The following is a 19,907-nucleotide window of genomic DNA, read 5'->3' as shown; positions in this document are numbered from 1 at the left end:
CATGGGCGGCCTGTTCGCCCGGCTGGTGGAATCCAGCGACCCTGTACTCATGCGCCAGGCGTTGGCCTGGCTGTATGGCTTCGTGCGCCCCCATCGACGCGCCATCGGCCTGTTGCTCGGTTTGTCGCTGGGGGCCTCGTTGCTGGCGCTGGCGCAACCCTGGCTGGTCAAGACACTGATCGACGAGGGGCTGCTGGCCAAAGACTACCAGACCCTCTGGCACATGGCGGCGATCATGATCGGCGCGGGCCTGCTGGGTACCGTGCTGGCCGGGGTCAACCGCTACCTGCATACGCGCCTGTCGGGGCGCATCCTGTTTGCCCTGCGCGATGACCTTTACCGCCACCTGCAGCAGTTGTCGCCGACGTTCTACGGGCGGCGGCGCATCGGCGACATCCTTTCGCGGCTGGATGGCGATGTGGCGGAAATCCAGCGTTTTGCCGTGGATTCGCTGTTTTCGGCGGTGTCGGCGGTGATCGGCCTGGTGGGCGCGGTGGTGTTGATGCTGATGCTGTCGTGGCAACTGTCGCTGCTGCTGGCGCTGCTGGTGCCGATCGAAGTGCTGTGGCTGCGCTGGATGCGGCGCAAGGTGGAGCGCGAAGTACGCAACCTGCGCGAACGCTCGGCGGATGTGTCGTCGTTCCTGGTCGAAACCCTGCCTGCGATGAAGTTCATCCAGGCCGCCGGCCAGCAAGGCCGCGAGGCGGGGCGCCTGGACCAGCTGGGCCAGGGCTACATGCGCCAGCTGCTCAAGGTGCAGGTGACCGAATTCTTCACCCAGGCCATCCCTGGCACGCTGACCTCCTGGTGCCGCGCCTGCGCGTTCCTGGTCGGCGGTTGGTGGGTAATCCAGGGCACTTGGCAACTAGGTGCGCTGATCGCCTTTTCCACCTACATGGGCATGGCGGTAGGGCCGGTGCAGAGCCTGCTGGGCCTGTACGTGGCGGTGCAACGCATGGCGGTGAGCCTGGGGCGGGTGATGGAACTGAAGCAGGAGGCCGTGGCCGTGCGCCCGGCAGCCAACCCGCAGCCGATGCCCGACGGCCCGGGCGAATTGCGCCTCGAGGGGGTGAGTTTTGCCCATGAAGGGCGCCAGGGCGCGGTGCTGAACGACGTGCAGGTGTGCGTGCGGGGTGGCCTGAAGGTGGCCATCAGCGGTGCCTCGGGGGTGGGCAAGTCGACCCTGATCGACCTGCTGCAGCGCTTCTACGACCCGGACGCCGGGCGCATCCTGCTGGACGGCACCGACCTGCGCGAACTGGACCTGGCCGCGCTGCGCCGGCGCATTGCGGTGGTCAGCCAGGATATCGTGCTGTTCCGCGGCACCCTGGCACAGAACCTGGCCTACGGCGTGCCCGAGGCAAGCCGTGAGGAACTGGAACGGGTGGTGCGCCTGGCGCGGCTGGACAGCCTGGTCGACAGCCTGCCGCTGGGCCTGGACGGCCTGCTGGGTGAGCGTGGCCAGCAGTTGTCCGGTGGGCAGAAACAACGCATTGCCATTGCCCGCGCTGTGCTGCAAGCGCCGGCGATCCTGGTGCTGGACGAGGCCACCTCGGCGGTGGACGAAGCTACCGAGCGCGAAGTGATCGCGGCCATCGACCAGCTGTTCGCCGGCCGCACGCGCATCCTGATCAGCCACCGTGCTTCGACCCTGGCCGATGCCGACCTGCATCTGCAGCTGCACGCTGGCCAGTTGCAGGTGCTGCCCGAGGAGGTGATCAAACATGGGCACTGACGTGCGTGTTGGCGTGATCGACAGTGGTTGCACGCCAGAGCAGGCCAGCGCCTTGCTGGGCGCGCGCCGCTTCTGGCTGGAGGACGGCCAGTTGCGCGAAGGTGACATGCTGCCCGACCAGCTTGGGCACGGTAGCGCGGTGCTCGCCGGCTTGCAGCGGGAGGCCGGGCCGGTGCCCGTGCTGCTGGCCCAGGTTTTCGGCGCCCAGGCCAGCACCAGTGCCTTGCAGGTGGCGGCCGCGCTGCTGTGGCTGGTGGAGGCGGGGGTTACGCTGGTCAACCTCAGCCTTGGCCTGCAGCAGGACCGGCCTGTGCTGCACCAGGCTTGCGCCGAGGCTTTGGCCGCGGGTGTGCTGTTGTGCGCCTCCAGCCCGGCCCAGGGCGGGCCGGTGTACCCGGCCAGCTACCCCGGGGTGATCCGGGTTACCGGCGATGCCCGCTGTGCACCGGGCCAGTGGTCCTGGCTGGGTACCCGGCAGGCGGACTTTGGCGGTTATGTGGGCGCGGGCGGCAGGGCGGGCGCGAGCCTGGGCTGTGCGGCCCTGAGTGGCACGATCGCTGCGTTGCTGCGTGATGAGCCGGGCATGGGCCACCAGCAGGTTCATGACTGGTTGCGCCACCACGCGGCGTTTACCGGCCCCGAGCGACGAGGTGCCGGCCATGGTTGAACCGCGCATCGTGGTGCTGGGGGCAGGCCCTGCGGGTGCGGCCACGGCCATTGGCTTGCGGCGGCTGGGCTATGCGGTGACGGTGGTGTCCGAGTGGCGCCGGTTCGCGGCGGTCGAAGGGGTTTCGCAGCGGGTGCTGGACGGTCTGCGCCACGCCGGCCTTGGCGGGGCGTTGAGCCAGGCGGCGATGCCGGCGACTCGGCAAGTGCACTGGAACGGCCAGCAGCTGCACCTGAACCAGGAGTTTCTGCTGGATCGGCAAAGGTTTGACCGGGCGCTGCGCGACGACCTTCAGCGTGCGGGTGTGAGCGTGGTCGAGGGGCGGGTGCGTGAGGTGGTTCGCGAAATCGGTCATGGTATTCGCCTGGACGACGGAGAGGTATTGCAGGCCGATTTCCTGGTCGAAGCCCGAGGCCGCCAGGCCCCGCTGGCTGCCGACCGCCTGCGCGGACCGGAGACGGTCAGCTTGCTGAATGTCTGGCAGGCCGCCCCCGGGGCGCCCGCGTCGGCAGTGGAAAGCCTGGCGGATGGCTGGGCGTGGATGGCGCGCCTGGAAGACGGCCGCTGCTACTGGCAAGTCACCCTGGACGCCGCCGGGCTGCCGGGCAAGGCCGGGTTGGCGGATTATTGCGCGGCCCGGCGAGCCGACAGCGCGCTGGTGGCCGAGCTGTTCGATGCCAGGGCATTGGCGCCGGCAGAGGTGCATGCGCGCAGCAGCACCGCGATTCTGGCAGGTGAGTGCGTCGGGCAGGACTGGATACGCGTGGGCGATGCTGCGATGGCCGTTGACCCACTGTCGGGCAACGGGATCTTCCAGTCGCTGTCTTCGGCGCTGCAGGCGCCGGTGGTGATCAATACCTTGCTGCGCAGGCCCGAGCGGGGCGGGTTGGCGCGGCAGTTTCACCAGCAGCGGATCGAACAGCTGTTTTTGCGTTTTGCCCGGATTGGGCGGGATTTTTATGGGCAAGAACAGGGGCGGGTGGGGCAGCCGTTCTGGGCGCGGCGGCAGGGTTGGCCGGACATGCAGGCATTGCACGTGGCGGCGGACTGGAGCGCGGTGAGGGTCGAGCGGCGGCCGGTGTTGCGTGACGGGCTCGTGGATGAGGCCGAGGTGGTGGTGACGGCGGATCAGCCGTTGGGGGTGTGGCATCTGCAGGGGGTGGAGCTGGCGCCGGTGGTGCGGGGGCTGCGTAGCGGCCGACCTCTCGAGGCAGTGTTGTCAGGCCTGCCAGGGGAGCAGCAGATGATGGTGCGGCGGTGGTTGTTGGAGCAGGGCTTGGCTTGAGATTGCCGGGGCCGCTTTGCGGCCCATCGCGACACAAGGCCGCTCCTACAGGTCCGGCACAAACTTTGAGGGCAGCGCGGTACCTGTAGGAGCGGCCTTGTGTCGCGATGGGGGGCGCAGCAGCCCCAGGATTTCGAATCAGCAGAAAGTCCCGACGATCAGTCCCGGTATCCCTGCAGGGGAACAGCAGATGATGGTGCGGCGGTGGTTGTTGGAGCAGGGCTTGGCTTGAGATTGCCGGGGCCGCTTTGCGGCCCTTTCGCGACACAAGGCCGCTCCTACAGGTCCGGCACAGACCTTGAGGGCAGCGCGGTACCTGTAGGAGCGGCCTTGTGTCGCGATGGGGTGCGCAGCAGCCCCAGGATTTCGAATCAGAAAAAAGTCCCGACGATCAGCTGCATATAGGTCCCGGTATCCCGCCCGCCCAGCTGCGTCCCGCCATTGGCCGCGCTGCGTTCCGGCTTGTAGAACCCTACCAGCGGGCTGATCAGCAGGTGGTCGTTGACCATCCATTCCACATACAGGTCCAGCTCCCGCCCGCCCAGGTTGCCCTGGTCGGTGTCCAGCGTATCGAAGTCGAAGTACAGCGCGCCCACGGTCAGGTTGTCCCGTGGTTTGCCCTTGAGCGCCACGTGGTGCACCTGGCTGTTGCTGTTGAACGGCCCGGCATAGTTGGCCGCCACTTCACCCTGGAACCAGGTGCCATAGCCACGGCTCAGGCCGTAGAACAGCGGGTCGAATTCTTCGGAAAAGCGGCTGTAGCGGTAGGTGGCGGTGGGTGACCAGGGCAGTGCGGAGAAGGTCCAGTTGCCCTCCAGGTACCAAGCGTTCTCCCGCCCGCCGGTTTTGTCCTGGGTCACGTATTCGGCGGCCAGTTCCAGGTCTTTCACCCCAAGGTTGCCACGCCCGCGCAGGCTGGCGGTGTCCATGCCGTCGCGGTGTTCCAGGCCCATGATCTGCGCGTAGCGCTGGTCTACGTCGAGGCCTCGGATCCAGCTCAGGCCCACGGTGCCGGCGTCGGCGACGTGTTCCAGGTTGGCCACCGCCAGCGAGGTGTCGGCCTGGTAGTGGTTGTCGGACTTCAGCCACATCAGGTCGCTGCGCCAGCCTTGCTTGCCGCCCAGGCGCAGCACGGCCGTGCGGTCGAAGGCCTTGCGTGCGGCCAGGTAGTAGGCGCCGCCGCGGTCGAAGTTGGCGCCCAGATCGACCTTGCCCAGGTTCACCGGGTCGCCCTGGATCAGGAAACCGTCACCCAGGGTTACCACCTGGCGGCCGCCGGAAATGTCCACGCCGTCTTCGCCCAGGGCCGGGAACAGGTTGGCCGAGCGCCAGCCCAGGTACAGGTCTTCGATGGCGGTGCGGCGCTCGTCACCCAGGGTCAGGCCGGCGGCGTCACCATCGCCCCAGGTGGCGGAGCTGAGCAGGTTGAAGGCGCCGTAGAGCGCGCCGCTGTCGGCCAGGGCCTGGCTGCCGCTGAGGCCATATTTGACGTAGCCTTCCTGCCAGGCGGTACTGCCGGGCTTGCGGTTGCCGGCCAGGTTGAAGCTTTCGTCGCTGTGGAAGGCGCCGAACAGGGCTTCGAGGTCGGCGTTGAGGGTGGTGCCGTCGTGGTTGTACAGCTCGTAGGCCTGGGTGACCGGGGCGGCGAACAGCAGGGCCAATGTGCAGGCGAGTTTGTGCCTCATGGTTTGCTCCATGTTTTTGTTGTTTTTGGGGTTGCCTGTACCGGCCTCTTCGCGGGCTTGCCCGCTCCCACAGGACTTCCTCAGGTCGTGAAAGGAATGCAATACCTGTGGGAGCGGGCGAGCCCGCGAAAAGGCCGGTACAGGAAAATGATCAGAGCTTGATCAACACCGATTTCAGCTCGGTGTAGTGCTCGATGGCAGCCGCCCCCATTTCACGGCCGACGCCGGACATCTTGTAGCCGCCAAAGGGCAAGGCAGGGTCGAGGGCGCTGTGGCAGTTGACCCACACCGACCCCGACTTGATGCGTGGGATCATCCGGTGCACGGCGGCCAGGTCGTTGGACCAGATGCTCGCACCCAGGCCATAGGGGTTGTCGTTGGCCATGCCGATCACTTCGTTGATGTCATCGAACGGCATCGCCACCAGCACCGGGCCGAAGATCTCTTCCTGCACCAGGCGGTGGCGCTGGTCGACATCTACGATCACCGTCGGCTTGACGAAGTAGCCCGGCCCGAAGCCTTCGCCACCGCAGGCGATGGTCGCGCCCAGCTCGCGGCCAAGCTCGATGTAGCCGGTGACGCGGTCCTGCTGCTTGGCCGAAATCAGCGGGCCCATCTGCACTGCCGGGTCCAGGCCGCTGCCCAGCTTCATGCCGTTGGCGATGCCGGCGATGTCGGCCACCACGTTGTCGAAGTGCTTGCGGTGCACGTACAGGCGGGACCCGGCACAGCACACCTGGCCCTGGTTGAAGAAGATCGCCGTGGCCGCGCCGGCGGCGGCTTCCTGCAGGTTGGCGTCGGGCATGACGATGGTCGGCGACTTGCCGCCGAGTTCCAGGGTGACGCGGGTCATGTTGTCCATGGCCGCCTTGCCGATCAGCTTGCCGACCTCGGTGGAGCCGGTGAAGGTCAGCTTGTCCACGCCGGGGTGGCGGCTGAGTGCGGCGCCAGCGTTCAGGCCGGTGCCGGTGACCACGTTGAACACGCCTGCCGGGTAGCCGGCTTCGTCCACCAGCTCAGCCAGCTTGAGCACGCTCAGCGGTGTTTCGTCGGCGGGCTTGAGCACTACGGTGCAACCGGTAGCCAGGGCCGGGCCGAGCTTCCAGCAGGCCAGCAGCAGCGGGAAGTTCCAGGCGACGATGGCGCCGACCACGCCCACTGCCTCGCGCCGCACGAAACCATGGAACTGGTCGTTGGGCATCAACGGCATCGAGGCTTCGACGGTGCTACCCTCGATCTTGGTGGCCCAGCCGGCCATGTAGCGCAGGAAGTCGATGGCCAGTTGCACGTCCATCACCTGGGCAACGGCGGCGCTCTTGCCGTTATTCAGGCATTCCAGTTCGGCCAGCTGGCGGGCGTCGCGCTCCATCAGGTCGGCCAGGCGCCACAGCAGGTTCTGCCGTTCGCGTGGGCGCAGGCGGCTCCACGGCGAATCATCGAAGGCCTGGCGCGCGGCGCGCACGGCGCGGTCGACATCTTCGGCCTCGGCGGCGGGCACTTCACCCAGTACCTCGCCAGTGGCCGGGTTGCGGAACGACAGGGTGCGACCGCTGGCGGCGTCCTGCCAGTCGGCGCCGATGCGCATCTTCAGCTTGCGTTCGAGAAAGGCGCGGGTGGCGGGCAGGATGGGCAGTTCGGAAAGCATGGGACGGTGCCTCTTGTCATTGGATGTGACAGGCATAGGCGCAATGGGCGTGCCAAGGTCGGTAGATGGCTGCAAACCCTTGAGCGGGTTGGGTTTTGTCCTGGTGCAAGGTTGGGATTGCAGAGTTGCGCTGTTGCACATTGAGACGGTGTGAGACGGTGGTGAAACAGTAAAAGCGGGGGCCGCTGTGCGGCCCTTTCGCGACACAAGGCCGCTCCTACAGGCCGTACGCGATCCCTTGTAGGAGCGGCCTTGTGTCGCGAAAGGCCTGCGCAGCAGGCCCAGTGTCTCAAGGTGAAACACTCAGTCGCGGAATGGGACGCTCAAAGAAGCTGTCCTTGCATTGCCATTATCCGGTAATTGACCTCAATGGCTTGATTTAAAACACTTTTACATCACCTGGCACAGTTCCTGTATCACAACCGTCACATGCACACCTGTTGTACCAAAGCGTGCGAAAACGATAAGAACAACAACCGTGGAGGTCTGACCTTGAAGACGACTCGACTCCGGCGGCATGCGGGCAAACTGGCGCTGGTCGCCGCCGCGCTGCTGAGCACCCAGGCCATGGCGGCCGAGCAGGGCCCGAGCCTGTTGCAGAACAAGTGCATGGGGTGCCATATCCCCGAAGGCAACGACACCTACAGCCGTATCAGCCACCAGCGCAAGACACCGGAAGGCTGGCTGATGAGCATCGCCCGCATGCAGGTGATGCACGGCCTGCAGATCAGCGACGACGACCGCCGCACCCTGGTCAAGTACCTGGCCGACAAGCAGGGCCTGGCGCCCAGCGAAACCGATGGCGTGCGTTATGCCATGGAGCGCCGGCTGAATACCGTCGAGCAGTTCGACACCCAGCTCAGCGAAACCTGTGGCCGTTGCCACTCCGGTGCCCGTGTCGCCTTGCAGCGGCGCCCGGCCAAGGAGTGGGAGCACCTGGTCAACTTCCATCTCGGCCAGTGGCCCGCCCTCGAATACCAGGCCCAGGCGCGTGACCGCGACTGGCTGCCGATCGCCTTGCAGCAAGTGGTCCCTGACCTGGCCAAGCGCTACCCGCTGGAAAGCGCGGCGTGGGCTGAATGGCAGAAGGCCAGGCCCAAGGCCGATGCGCTGCCGGGCCAGTGGGCATTCAGCGGCCACATGCTGGCCAAGGGCGATGTGCGCGGGGTGATGAGTGTCACGCCTGACCAGGGCGACACCTTCAAGGTCGAAGTCAAGGGCGCTTATGCCGACGGTACACCGTTCAATGGCAGCGGCTCGGCGATCCTCTACAACGGTTATGAATGGCGTGGCAACGTCAAGGTCGGCGACGCCAATCTGCGCCAGGTGTTCGCCGCGCTGGATGGCGAAATGAAGGGCCGCATGTTCGAGGCCGAGCACGATGAGCGTGGCCTGGACTTCACTGCCGTGAAGGAGGGCAAGGCGCGCCTGCTGGCGGTACAGCCGGCATTCATCAAGGTTGGTGGCGAAAGCGAAATCACCCTGGTCGGCAGCGGCCTGGCCGGCAAACCGGACCTGGGCGCTGGTGTGGAAGTGACCGAAGTGCTGGAGCAGACCCCGACCCTGCTACGGGTGAAGGCCCGCGCTGCGGCCGATGCCAAGCCTGGTCAGCGCGAAGTCGCCATAGGTGCGCTCAAGGGCGTCAACCTGGCGGTTTACGACAAGGTCGAGGAAGTGAAGGTGGTGCCGGCATTCTCCATCGCCCGAATCGGCGAAAACGGCGCCTCGGTGCCCAAGGTACAGGGCCGTTTCGAGGCCGAAGCCTGGGGCAAGGACGCCAATGGCCAGCCGCTGCGCATCGGCTACCTGCCGGCCAGCTGGAAGGTCGAGCCGTTCAACGAGCGTGCGGTCGAGGACGAGGACGTCAGGTTCGCCGGGAAGATGCAGGCCGATGGCGTGTTCGTGCCAGGCGGCGCTGGCCCCAACCCGGAGCGCAAGATGATGACCAACAACGCCGGCAACCTGAAGGTCATCGCTACCCTGGCCGACGGTGGCCAGACGGGCGAAGGGCACATGATCGTCACCGTTCAGCGCTGGAACAACCCGCCGCTGCCGTAACGGCAGGGGGCTTACGGTTTTCCAACGAATTGATTATCGGGAGGTCGCCATGGGCGCACTACTGAACCTGGTCGAACGCAACCTGCATGAAGTGCAGGTCGATGCCGACCGCATGCTGTTCCATATCCCCAGCAGTTCGCTGTTCACCGCCGACGCGGTGACCGGCGGCATCATCGACACCCTGCGCCAGCAAGGCTGCTCGGCCGAGGAGCTGATGCAGCGCCTTGGCCAGCAGTTTGCCGGCGACGATATCCAGGACACCCTGCGTGAACTGATCGCGCTGGAACTGGTCAGCGACGGCTCGCCGCTGACCCCGGAAATCGCCCTCAAGCAGGTCGAGCGCACTGCGCTGAACACCGTGGTGCTCAACGTCAACACCGGTTGCAACCTCAGCTGCACCTACTGCTACAAGGAGGACCTGGACAAGCCGTCCGCGGGCAAGAAGATGAGCACCGCCACCGCTGAAGCCTCGGTGGAGATGCTGCTCAAGGAGTCGCCCGACGAGGAGCGCTACAGCGTGGTGTTCTTCGGTGGCGAGCCGCTGTCCAACCGGCCGCTGATCGAGCACATGGTTGCCTACTGCGAGCGGCGCTTCGCCGAGGCGGGCAAGCAGGTGGAGTTCATCATGACCACCAATGCCACGCTGCTCACCGAAGAGATCATCGACTGGCTAAACGCCCACCGCTTCGGCCTGTCGATCAGCATCGACGGCCCCAAGACCGTGCACGACCGCAACCGCATCACCGTGGGCGGGCAGGGCACCTATGACGTTGTGCGGCGCAAGGTCGACATGCTGCTGTCGCGCTACCACAGCCGCCCGGTAGGTGCGCGGGTCACGCTGACCCGTGGCATCACCGACGTCGAGACCATCTGGAACCACCTGTTCAACGAACTGGGTTTCGCCGAAGTCGGCTTTGCCCCGGTCACCTCCGGTGACATGGCCAACTTCAACCTCACCGGCGAAGAGCTGGTGCAGGTGTTCGCCAACATGAAGGCGCTGGGCCGGCGCTACCTGGAAGCAGCGCTGGAGCACCGCAACATCGGCTTCTCCAACCTGCACCAGCTGATCACCGACATCCACGAAGGCCACAAGAAGGCCCTGCCGTGCGGCGCCGGGCTGAAGATGCTGGCCGTGGATCACGAGGGCGAGCTGAACCTGTGCCACCGCTTCACCGGCTCCAGCCTGCCGACCTTCGGCAATGTGCACCAGGGCGTGAAGCAGGCACAGCTCAACGACTTCCTGTCGCAGCGCCTGGACCGCAGCAACACCGGCTGCGACAGCTGCCGCATCCGCAACCTGTGCTCCGGCGGCTGCTACCACGAAAGCTATGCCCGCTACGGCGACCCGCAGCACCCGACCTACCACTATTGCGAACTGATGCGCGACTGGGTCGACTTCGGCATTGAAGTCTACAGCCGCATCATGGCCGCCAACCCGGCCTTCATCGATCGCTACATCACCCCGCGGAAGGCGCACTGACATGAAGCACTTGAAGCCCCTGAACAACAAGGCGCGCATCCTCGAGCAGGCCGCCGCCGAAGACCGCGTCGAAGAAGTCATGGCGATGAGCGCGGTGGCTGGCTGCACCGCCACCACCGACCCGGGCTGGGAAGTGGACGCCTTTGGTGGCGTGAGCTCGCTGTGCCAGCCGATGGAGGCCGACCTGTATGGCTGCTCCGACCCTTGCTGGTGGCCGGCCCAGGTGCCGGACATGATGAGCACCTACCAGGACTGGAACGCCCAGGCGAGCAACTCAGCCGAAGACTGGCGCAACCTCGGCACCGTGTTCCCGAAAGACAAGTGACCGGCCCAACAAGAATGACAAGGGGAAACCGCATGAAAGCTGGACGCTGCGCGTCACTCGCGCTCACCATCGCCGCCACGGCCTGTGCCGGGCTGGTTCAGGCCGCCGACACCGGGCCGGCGCTGAAGGCTGGCCACGAATACATGATCGTGACCAACTACCCGAACAACCTGCACGTGGTCGATGTGGCCAGTGACACGGTGTACAAGAGCTGCGTCATGCCCGACAAGTTCGGCCCCGGCACCGCGATGATGGCGCCGGACAACCGCACCGCCTACGTGCTCAACAACCACTACGGCGACATCTACGGCATCGACCTGGACACCTGCAAGAATACCTTCCACGCCAACCTGTCCAGTGTGCCGGGTGAGGTGGGGCGGTCGATGTACTCGTTCGCCATCAGCCCGGATGGCAAGGAAGTGTACGCCACGGTCAACCCGACCCAACGGCTGAACGACCACTACGTGGTCAAGCCACCGCGGCTGGAAGTGTTCAGCACCGCCGATGGCCTGGAGGCCAAGCCGGTGCGCACCTTCCCGATGCCGCGCCAGGTGTACCTGATGCGTGCCGCGGACGATGGCAGCCTGTACGTCGCTGGGCCGGACATCTACAAGATGGACGTGAAGACCGGCAAGTACACGGTGGCCTTGCCGCTGCGCAACTGGAGCCGCAAAGGCTACAGCGCCCCGGACGTGCTGTATTTCTGGCCGCACCAGAGCCCGCGCCACGAGTTCTCGATGCTGTACACCATTGCCAGGTTCAAGGATGACAAGCAGGACCCGGCCACCGCCGAGCTGCTGTATGGCTACCTGAGCGTCGACCTGAAGACCGGCAAGACCCACACCCAGGAATTCGCCGACCTGACCGAGCTGTACTTCACCGGGCTGCGTTCGCCGAAAGATCCGAACCAGATCTACGGCGTGCTCAACCGCCTGGCCAGGTATGACCTCAAGCAGCGCAAGCTGATCAAGGCGGCGAATCTGGACCACACTTACTACTGCGTGACCTTCGACAAGAAGGGCGACAAATTGTACCTGGGCGGCACCTTCAACGACCTGGCGGTGTTCAACCCGGATACGCTGGAGAAGGTGAAGAACATCAAGTTGCCGGGTGGGGACATGTCCACCACCACGCCGCAGGTGTTCATCCGTTAAACCGGTGTTGGCTTCTTCGCGGGCTTGCCCGCTCCCACAGGGGCTGCACAGGCCTGAAAACCTGTGTGGTACCTGTGGGAGCGGGCGAGCCCGCGAAGAGGCCGGTACAGACAATACAAAAACAACAAGAGACCGCCCATGCCTCAGCCAAGCTACTCCCAGGGCAACCCGGACAAACCCCTGCTTACCCAGTGCATCGGCGACGCCCTCGACACCACCGTCGCCCGTTTCCCCGACCGCGAAGCCCTGGTAGTCCGCCACCAGGCCCTGCGCTACACCTGGCGGCAGCTAGCCGAAGCCGTCGACCAGCACGCCCGCGCGCTGATGGCGCTGGGCGTGCAGCCCGGTGACCGCCTTGGCATCTGGGCCCCCAACTGCGCAGAGTGGTGCATCACCCAGTTCGCCAGCGCCAAGGTCGGCGCGATCCTGGTCAACATCAACCCGGCCTACCGCTCCAGCGAACTGGACTACGCCCTCGGCCAGTCCGGCTGCCGCTGGGTAATCTGCGCCGACGCGTTCAAGACCTCCGATTACCACGCCATGCTGCTGGGCCTGGTCCCGGGCCTGGCCACCGGCCAGCCGGGCGCCCTGATCTGCGAGCGCTTCCCCGAGCTGCGCGGCGTGGTCAGCCTGGCCGCCGCGCCACCGCCGGGCTTCCTCGCCTGGCATGAGTTGCAGGCGCGTGCCGAAGCCGTCAGCCGCGAAGCCCTGGCCGAGCGCCAGGCACAACTGCGCTGCGACGACCCGATCAATATCCAGTACACCTCGGGCACTACCGGTTTCCCGAAAGGCGCCACCCTCAGCCACAGCAACATCCTCAACAACGGCTACATGGTCGGTGAAAGCCTGGGCCTGACCGAGCATGACCGGCTGGTGGTGCCGGTGCCGCTGTACCACTGCTTCGGCATGGTCATGGCCAACCTCGGCTGCATGACCCACGGCAGCACCCTGATCTACCCCAACGATGCCTTCGACCCGCTGGCCACCCTGCGTGCGGTGGCGGAAGAAAGGGCCACTGCGTTGTATGGCGTGCCGACCATGTTCATCGCCGAGCTGGACCACCCGCAGCGTGGCGAGTTCGACCTGTCGAGCCTGCGCACCGGGATCATGGCCGGTGCCACCTGCCCGATCGAAGTGATGCGCCGGGTCATCGGCGAGATGCACATGGCTGAGGTGCAGATTGCCTACGGCATGACCGAGACCAGCCCGGTGTCGCTGCAGACCGGCGCCAGCGACGACCTGGAGCGCCGCGTGACCAGCGTCGGGCGTACCCAACCGCGGCTGGAGAACAAGGTGATCGATGCCGACGGCAACACCGTGCCGCGTGGCGAGATCGGCGAGCTGTGCACGCGGGGTTACAGCGTGATGCTGGGCTACTGGAACAACCCCAAGGCCACGGCCGAAAGCATCGATGAAGAAGGCTGGATGCACACCGGCGACCTGGCGGTGATGGACGAGCAGGGCTATGTGCGTATTGTCGGGCGCAGCAAGGACATGATCATTCGCGGCGGCGAGAACATCTACCCGCGTGAGCTGGAAGAGTTCTTCTTCACCCACCCGGCGGTGGCCGATGTGCAGGTGATTGGCGTGCCGTGCAGCAAGTACGGCGAAGAGATCGTGGCCTGGGTGCGGCTGCACCCGGGGCATACGGCCAGCGAGGAGGAACTGCGCGAGTGGGCGAAGGCGCGGATTGCGCACTTCAAGGTGCCCCGGTACTTCCGCTTTGTCGATGAGTTCCCGATGACGGTGACTGGCAAGGTGCAGAAGTTCCGCATGCGCGAGATCAGTGTCGAGGAATTGTCTGCCGGGTGATGTGTTGCCTGTGCCGACCTCTTCGCGGGCACGCCCGCTCCCACAGGAAATTCAGTGCCCGTCAGACCTGTGATGTACCTGTGGGAGCGGGCATGCCCGCGAAGAGGCCGGCACAGGCAGCAGATGATCTCAACCCTGCAACAACTCCGGGCTGTTGAAGTTGCTCAACCTGCGATCGTCGTCGGTACATTCCAGCCCCTGCACCGCTTCACGCAGCAGGGCCTTCTGCAAACTCCGCTCGCCCGCCGCCCAGGCCTGCTCCAGCACCGGCAACACCCGGCGTGGCAGCACGCTGAACATCGGCTGCCAGTACCCACCCTGGCGCACCATGGCCGCACTGTCACTGGTCACCGCCAGCCTGAGCAGATCCTCGATCAACCCCCGGTCAACCAGCGGTGCATCACAGGCCAGCAGCACCACCCATTCATGCCGCGCCACCTTGAGCCCGGCAATCACCCCCGCCAACGGCCCGGGGTAGTCCGCCTCGGCATCGCCCACCAACTGGTCGGCATACGCCCGGTAGGCCTGCTGGTTACGGTTGCAGGAAATCACCAGGTCATCGCTGAGCGGCCGTACCACGCGCTGCACATGCGCCACCAGCGGTTCGCCCTGCCAGTCGACCAGGCCCTTGTCGCGGCCGCCCATGCGCTGGCCGCGGCCACCGGCGAGAATGAGGATGGAGCAGGGGGGCAGGGCATCAGGCATGAAAAAGGGTTCCGGGCAGTCAATGCCGGGAACCCTCCCATTTCACGCGGGGCTTGTCCAGTCAGCTTTCGCTGGTCACGGTCCGCGTGTCGGCATTACCCGCCTGGCGTCGCCCGGCAAGGCGCATCACCACCACGAAGAACACCGGCACGAACACCACTGCCAGGGTGGCGCTGAGCATGCCGCCGATCACCCCGGTGCCGATCGCCTGCTGGCTGGCCGAACTGGCGCCGCTGGCGATGGCCAGTGGCACCACGCCGAGGATGAACGCCAGCGAGGTCATCACGATCGGCCGCAGGCGCAGGCGCGCGGCCTGCACGGCGGCGTCGGCGGCATCGACGCCCTGGTCGACCAGGCTCTTGGCGAACTCGATGATCAGGATGGCGTTCTTCGCCGACAGGCCGATCAGGGTGATCAGGCCGACCTTGAAGAACACGTCGTTGGGCATGCCACGCAGGGTCACCGCCAGCACCGCACCGAGCACGCCCAGCGGTACTACCAGCAGTACTGCGGTGGGGATCGACCAGCTTTCGTACAGCGCTGCCAGGCACAGGAACACCACCAGCAACGACAGCGCCATCAGCATCGGTGCCTGGCTGCCGGACAGCCGCTCCTGCAGCGACAGGCCAGTCCATTCCAGGCCGGCACCGGCCGGCAGCTGGGCCACCAGGCGCTCGATCTCGGCCATGGCTTCGCCCGAACTGTAGCCGGCCGCCGGTTCGCCGGAAATCGACACCGCCGGGTAGCCGTTGTAGCGGGTCAGCTGCACCGGGCCGCTGACCCACCTGGCCTGGACGAAGGCGCCCAGTGGCACCATCTTGCCGCTGTCGTTGCGCACGTGGATCTTCAGCAGGTCTTCGACCTGGCTGCGCTGGTCGCCTTCGGCCTGCACCACCACCCGCTGCATGCGCCCCTGGTTGGGGAAGTCGTTGACGTAGCTGGAACCCACGGCCACATCCAGCACCGAGCCGATATCGGCAAACGATACGCCCAGGGCGTTGGCCTGGCGGCGGTCGATTTCCAGTTGAACCTGCGGGCTTTCCGCCAGCGAGGCTTCGCGCACGTTGGTCAGCACCTTGCTCTTGCCGGCATTGGCCAGCAGCTCGTCGCGGGCGGCCATCAGCTCGGCGTGGCCCATGCCGCCGCGGTCCTGCAGGCGGAACTCGAAGCCGGTCGACTCGCCAAGGCCGTCGATCGGCGGCGGCAGCACGGCGTAGGCCACGGCGTCCTTGAGCTGGGTGAAGGCCATGGTCGCGCGGTCGGCAATCGACTGGGCGCTGTCGTCGGCGCCGCGTTCGGACCAGTCCTTGAGCGTGGTAAAGGCCAGTGCCGCGTTCTGCCCGCTGCCCGAGAAGCTGAAACCCAGGATCAAGGTGGTGTTACCCACGCCGGGCTCTTCGGCGTTGTGCGCCTCGATCTGTGCCGCCACCTGTTCGGTGCGCATGCGGCTGGCGCCAGGCGGCAGCTGGATATCGGTGATGGTGTAGCCCTGATCTTCGGTGGGCAGGAATGCCGTGGGCAGCTGGCTGAAGCCATAACCCAGCACCGCCAGCAGCAGCGCGTATACCAGCAGGTAGCGGCCGCTGCGCTTGAGCGCCTGCATCACCCAGCGCTGGTAGCCGTTGCTCATGCCCTCGAAGCGGCGGTTGAACCAGCCGAAGAAGCCCTTGCGTTCGTGGTGCTCGCCCTTGGCCACCGGCTTGAGCAGGGTGGCACACAGCGCCGGGGTCAGGCTGAGGGCCAGGAACGCCGAGAACAGGATCGACACTGCCATCGACAGCGAGAACTGCTGGTAGATCACCCCCACCGAACCTTGCATGAAGGCCATGGGCAGGAACACTGCCACCAGCACCAGGGTAATGCCGACGATCGCGCCGCTGATCTGGCCCATGGCCTTGCGCGTAGCTTCCTTGGGCGGCAGGCCTTCCTCGGCCATGATCCGCTCGACGTTTTCCACCACCACGATGGCATCGTCGACCAGGATGCCGATGGCCAGCACCATGCCGAACAGGGTCAGCACGTTGACCGAGAAGCCCATGGCCAGCATTACGGCGAAGGTGCCCATCAAGGCCACCGGCACCACCAGGGTCGGGATCAGGGTGTAGCGCAGGTTCTGCAGGAACAGGAACATCACCGCGAACACCAGCAGCATGGCCTCGAACAGGGTGTTGATGACCTGCTCGATCGACACCTTGACGAATGGCGAGGTGTCGTAGGGGATGTCGTACTTGACGCCTTCGGGGAAGTAGCGCGCCAGGTCCTGCATCTTCGCCCGCACCAGGGTGGCGGTTTCCATGGCGTTGGCGCCCGGCGACAGCTGCACGCTGAAGGCGGTGGCCGGCTTGCCGTTCAGGCGCGTGCCGTACTGGTATTCCTGGGCACCGATCTCGACCCGGGCGACATCGCCGATGGTCACCGTGGAACCGTCCGGGTTGGCACGCAGGACAATCCCGGCGAACTCCTCCGGGGTGCTCAGCTGGCCCTTGACCACCACGTTGGCGGTGATTTCCTGGGTGCCACGGGTGGGCAGGTCACCAATGCTGCCGGGGGCCACCTGGGCGTTCTGCGCGGCGATGGCCTCGGCCACGTCGTTGGGCGTGAGGTTGAAGCCGATCAGCTTGCGCGGGTCGATCCAGATGCGCATGGCACGTTCCGAACCATACAGCTGGGCCTTGCCGACGCCCTTGAGGCGACGGATCTCGTCCATCACGTTACGCGCAAGGATATCCGACAGGGCGGTTTCGTCGAGCTTGCCGTCTTCGGAGGTGAGGGTGGCCAGCAGCAGGAAGCCGGTGGAGACCTTTTCCACCTGCAGGCCTTGCTGGGTCACCGGGCGCGGCAGGCGCGACTCGACCACCTTCAGGCGGTTCTGCACGTCGACTTGGGCCAGGTCCGGGTTGGTGCCCGGGGCGAAGGTGGCGGTGATGGTGGCGCTGCCCAGGCTGCTCTGCGACTCGAAGTACAGCAGGTTGTCGGCACCGTTGAGCTCCTGCTCGATCAGGCTGACCACGCTCTCGTCCATGGTCGCCGCCGAGGCGCCCGGGTACACGGCGTAGATTTCCACCTGCGGCGGGGCCACGTTGGGGTACTGGGCCACCGGCAGCTGCGGGATGGCCAGGGCACCGGCCAGCAGGATGAACAGGGCGACCACCCAGGCGAATACCGGGCGGTCGATGAAGAATTGCGGCATGAATCAGGCCCTCACTGGCCAGTGTGCTGTGCGATGGGCGATGCCCCTGATGCGTTGTCGACCTGCACCTGGTCACCGGCCTTGACGTGTTGCAGGCCCTCGACCACCACCCGCTCGCCGGGGGCCAGGCCTTCGTTGACGATCCAGCGGTCGCCCTGGGCGCTGCCCAGTACCACCTGGCGGTCGCTGACCCGGGCCTGCGGGTCGACCACCAGCACCTTGGGCACGCCAGCGCTGTCACGCAGGATGGCGCGCTGCGGCACGCTCAGGCCCTTGGGCTGCACGGCCTGCTCCAGGCGCACGCGCACGTAGCTGCCGGGCAGCAGGTCGAGGTCCGGGTTGGGGAACTCGCTGCGCAGGGTGATCTGGTTGGTGCTGGGGTCGACGCTGATGTCGGAGAACAGCAGTTTGCCCGGCAGCGGGTAGGTGCTGCCATCGTCCTGGATCAGCGTGGCCCGGGCCTGGCCGTCACCGACCTGCTGCAGCTCGCCGGCACGCAGGGCGCGGCGCAGGGCGTTGAGCTCGCGGGTCGACTGGGTGACATCGGCGTGGATCGGGTCCAGCTGCTGGATGGTCGCCAGTGGCGTGGTCTCGTTCTGCCCGACCAGCGCACCTTCGGTGACCTGGGCGCGGCCGATACGGCCGGAAATCGGCGCGGTCACGGTGGCGTAGCCGAGGTTGAGGCGGGCGCGCTCCAGGGCGGCCCTGGCCTCGGCCACTGCGGCATCGGCCTGCAGGTAGCTGGCCTTGGCGTTGTCGTATTCCTGGCGGCTGACGGCCTTGTCGTCGACCAGCTCGCGGTAGCGCTGCTCCTGCAGGCGTGCCTGGTACAGGGTGGCCTCGGCCTTGGCCAGGGTGGCGCGGGCGCTGTCGTGGTCGGCCTTGAACGGTGCCGGGTCGATCAGGAACAGCACATCGCCCTGCTTGACGTCGCTGCCTTCGCGGTACACCCGCTTGAGCACCACGCCCGCCACGCGCGCACGCACTTCTGCGGTGCGCGGTGCGAGGATACGGCCGCTGAGCTCACTGCTGATGGCCAGTGGCTGCAGTTGCAGGGTTTCCACCCGCACTTGCGGGGTGGGGGCCTGTTCTTCCTGTTCGGCGCTGTCGTCGCAGCCGGCCAGGGACAGGCTCAGGAACGCCAGAAGCGCCAACGGGCGCAAGCGTGGGGGGAGGGTAGTAGACATACGGATCTTCCGATGATGACCGCCGGTATGCTACGGCAGGCGTTCCTTGGGTGGCTGTTAATACCTGTAGGACGAGTGTGAAAAAGTGTGAAGAACAATCCTGCCGACCTGTAGGGTTCTATATTCTGCGTGTACCTGTACCGGCCTCTTCGCGGGTAAACCCGCTCCCACAGGGACCGCACAGCATCTGGAACCTGTGCAGTCCCTGTGGGAGCGGGTTTACCCGCGAAGAGGCCGGCAAGGCCTACCACAACCCAGACTTACAAGCACCTATGCCGAATATTTTCCTGGTCGAAGACGACAGCGCCCTGTCCGAGCTGATCGCCAGCTACCTGCAACGCAACGACTTCCATGTCCAGGTGATCGCCCGTGGCGATCATGTGCTGGACGAGTACCGCCGGCAAAAGCCCGACCTGGTCATCCTCGACCTGATGCTGCCGGGCATCGATGGCCTGCAGCTGTGCCGCCTGCTGCGCCAGGAGTCGCAGGGCCTGCCGATCCTGATGCTGACCGCCCGCGACGACAGCCACGACCAGGTCCTGGGCCTGGAAATGGGCGCCGACGACTACGTGACCAAACCCTGCGAGCCGCGTGTGCTGCTGGCCCGCGTGCGCACCCTGCTGCGCCGCAGCAGCGTCAACGAGCCGCGCCTGGACAACGACCTGATCCTGATCGGTGGCCTGCGCATCGACCTGGCCGAGCGCACCGTGAGCTGGCGCGGCGAAGAGGTGGAGCTGTCCAGCGGCGAGTACAACCTGCTGGTGGTACTGGCGCGCAATGCCGGCGAAGTGCTGAACCGCGACCGCATCCTGCAGCAACTGCGGGGTATCGAATTCAACGGCACCGACCGCTCGGTGGACGTGGCCATCTCCAAGCTGCGGCGCAAGTTCGACGATAACGCCGGCGAAGCGCGCAAGATCAAGACCGTGTGGGGCAAGGGCTACCTGTTCAGCCGTGTCGAGTGGGAGTGCTGACCGCC

At 66.1% G+C, this 19,907-nt stretch carries 14 protein-coding genes; 9 read left to right on the top strand and 5 right to left on the bottom strand.

What is annotated here, in order from left to right:
• Window position 1: 1 nt before the first annotated feature.
• The 3 genes from C163_RS14025 to C163_RS14015 are packed head-to-tail and all read left to right on the top strand — an operon-like array spanning window position 2 to window position 3,687.
• Window positions 2-1,735, top strand: a complete 1,734-nt coding sequence (locus tag C163_RS14025) for an ABC transporter ATP-binding protein (RefSeq protein WP_025339358.1) — start codon at window positions 2-4, stop codon at window positions 1,733-1,735.
• Window positions 1,725-2,402, top strand: coding sequence for a peptidase S8 (locus tag C163_RS14020; RefSeq protein ID WP_025339357.1), 678 nt, complete (start codon window positions 1,725-1,727; stop codon window positions 2,400-2,402). Before C163_RS14025 ends, C163_RS14020 begins: the two co-directional genes overlap by 11 nt.
• Window positions 2,395-3,687, top strand: coding sequence for an NAD(P)/FAD-dependent oxidoreductase (locus tag C163_RS14015; RefSeq protein ID WP_025339356.1), 1,293 nt, complete (start codon window positions 2,395-2,397; stop codon window positions 3,685-3,687). Before C163_RS14020 ends, C163_RS14015 begins: the two co-directional genes overlap by 8 nt.
• Window positions 3,688-4,058: 371 nt before the next feature.
• On the opposite strand, the gene C163_RS14010 is transcribed toward C163_RS14015, so the two are convergent.
• Window positions 4,059-5,372, bottom strand: a complete 1,314-nt coding sequence (locus tag C163_RS14010) for a hypothetical protein (protein WP_025339355.1) — start codon at window positions 5,370-5,372, stop codon at window positions 4,059-4,061.
• 151 nt (window positions 5,373-5,523) lie between these two features.
• Window positions 5,524-7,017 carry an aldehyde dehydrogenase gene (locus tag C163_RS14005; RefSeq protein WP_025339354.1) on the bottom strand — a complete coding sequence of 498 codons (1,494 nt, stop codon included), beginning with the start codon at window positions 7,015-7,017 and terminating at the stop codon, window positions 5,524-5,526.
• A 492-nt stretch (window positions 7,018-7,509) separates the two neighbouring features.
• On the opposite strand from C163_RS14005, the gene peaA reads away from it, so the two are divergent.
• The 5 genes from peaA to C163_RS13980 all read left to right on the top strand — a co-directional run bounded on the left by peaA (window position 7,510) and on the right by C163_RS13980 (window position 13,846).
• Window positions 7,510-9,075 (top strand): quinohemoprotein amine dehydrogenase subunit alpha, encoded by a 1,566-nt coding sequence (peaA, locus tag C163_RS14000; RefSeq protein WP_025339353.1) that lies wholly within the window; start codon window positions 7,510-7,512, stop codon window positions 9,073-9,075.
• A gap of 49 nt (window positions 9,076-9,124) precedes the next feature.
• Window positions 9,125-10,555 carry a quinohemoprotein amine dehydrogenase maturation protein gene (gene peaB, locus C163_RS13995; RefSeq protein WP_025339352.1) on the top strand — a complete coding sequence of 477 codons (1,431 nt, stop codon included), beginning with the start codon at window positions 9,125-9,127 and terminating at the stop codon, window positions 10,553-10,555.
• A gap of 1 nt (window position 10,556) precedes the next feature.
• Entirely contained in the window at window positions 10,557-10,880 is a 324-nt protein-coding gene (gene qhpC / locus C163_RS13990; protein ID WP_004375838.1) for a quinohemoprotein amine dehydrogenase subunit gamma, read from the top strand.
• 32 nt (window positions 10,881-10,912) lie between these two features.
• The gene (peaD, locus tag C163_RS13985; protein WP_025339351.1) at window positions 10,913-12,034 is read left to right on the top strand and encodes a quinohemoprotein amine dehydrogenase subunit beta; all 1,122 of its coding nucleotides are present in this window, start codon (window positions 10,913-10,915) and stop codon (window positions 12,032-12,034) included.
• A 138-nt stretch (window positions 12,035-12,172) separates the two neighbouring features.
• Window positions 12,173-13,846 (top strand): fatty acid CoA ligase family protein, encoded by a 1,674-nt coding sequence (locus C163_RS13980; protein WP_025339350.1) that lies wholly within the window; start codon window positions 12,173-12,175, stop codon window positions 13,844-13,846.
• A 129-nt stretch (window positions 13,847-13,975) separates the two neighbouring features.
• On the opposite strand, the gene mobA is transcribed toward C163_RS13980, so the two are convergent.
• The 3 genes from mobA to C163_RS13965 form a co-directional block, all read right to left on the bottom strand.
• Window positions 13,976-14,551, bottom strand: a complete 576-nt coding sequence (gene mobA, locus C163_RS13975; RefSeq protein ID WP_025339349.1) for a molybdenum cofactor guanylyltransferase MobA — start codon at window positions 14,549-14,551, stop codon at window positions 13,976-13,978.
• Window positions 14,552-14,612: 61 nt separating this feature from the next.
• Complete coding sequence (locus C163_RS13970) at window positions 14,613-17,741, bottom strand: efflux RND transporter permease subunit (protein WP_025339348.1); 3,129 nt, start codon at window positions 17,739-17,741, stop codon at window positions 14,613-14,615.
• A gap of 11 nt (window positions 17,742-17,752) precedes the next feature.
• On the bottom strand, window positions 17,753-18,928 hold the full coding sequence (locus C163_RS13965; RefSeq protein WP_025339347.1) for an efflux RND transporter periplasmic adaptor subunit: 1,176 nt from the start codon (window positions 18,926-18,928) through the stop codon (window positions 17,753-17,755).
• 272 nt (window positions 18,929-19,200) lie between these two features.
• Between C163_RS13965 and C163_RS13960 the strand changes: the two genes are divergently transcribed.
• The gene (locus C163_RS13960) at window positions 19,201-19,902 is read left to right on the top strand and encodes a response regulator transcription factor (RefSeq protein WP_003259958.1); all 702 of its coding nucleotides are present in this window, start codon (window positions 19,201-19,203) and stop codon (window positions 19,900-19,902) included.
• The last annotated feature ends 5 nt before the right edge of the window (window positions 19,903-19,907 follow it).

The organism is Pseudomonas sp. FGI182 (assembly GCF_000511325.1).
GTDB lineage: Bacteria > Pseudomonadota > Gammaproteobacteria > Pseudomonadales > Pseudomonadaceae > Aquipseudomonas > Aquipseudomonas putida_Z.
Note: the sequence above shows the minus strand (reverse complement) of the source record. Positions and strands in the feature narration are given on the sequence as shown.

Coding starts and splice junctions, on each gene's coding strand:
- C163_RS13965 (WP_025339347.1), bottom strand. CDS start 18,928: ATGTCTACTACCCTCCCCCCACGCTTGCGCCCGTTGGCGCTTCTGGCG.
- C163_RS14005 (WP_025339354.1), bottom strand. CDS start 7,017: ATGCTTTCCGAACTGCCCATCCTGCCCGCCACCCGCGCCTTTCTCGAA.
- qhpC (WP_004375838.1), top strand. CDS start 10,557: ATGAAGCACTTGAAGCCCCTGAACAACAAGGCGCGCATCCTCGAGCAG.
- C163_RS13980 (WP_025339350.1), top strand. CDS start 12,173: ATGCCTCAGCCAAGCTACTCCCAGGGCAACCCGGACAAACCCCTGCTT.
- mobA (WP_025339349.1), bottom strand. CDS start 14,551: ATGCCTGATGCCCTGCCCCCCTGCTCCATCCTCATTCTCGCCGGTGGC.
- peaB (WP_025339352.1), top strand. CDS start 9,125: ATGGGCGCACTACTGAACCTGGTCGAACGCAACCTGCATGAAGTGCAG.
- C163_RS14025 (WP_025339358.1), top strand. CDS start 2: ATGGGCGGCCTGTTCGCCCGGCTGGTGGAATCCAGCGACCCTGTACTC.
- C163_RS13970 (WP_025339348.1), bottom strand. CDS start 17,741: ATGCCGCAATTCTTCATCGACCGCCCGGTATTCGCCTGGGTGGTCGCC.
- C163_RS14015 (WP_025339356.1), top strand. CDS start 2,395: ATGGTTGAACCGCGCATCGTGGTGCTGGGGGCAGGCCCTGCGGGTGCG.
- C163_RS14010 (WP_025339355.1), bottom strand. CDS start 5,372: ATGAGGCACAAACTCGCCTGCACATTGGCCCTGCTGTTCGCCGCCCCG.
- peaD (WP_025339351.1), top strand. CDS start 10,913: ATGAAAGCTGGACGCTGCGCGTCACTCGCGCTCACCATCGCCGCCACG.
- C163_RS13960 (WP_003259958.1), top strand. CDS start 19,201: ATGCCGAATATTTTCCTGGTCGAAGACGACAGCGCCCTGTCCGAGCTG.
- C163_RS14020 (WP_025339357.1), top strand. CDS start 1,725: ATGGGCACTGACGTGCGTGTTGGCGTGATCGACAGTGGTTGCACGCCA.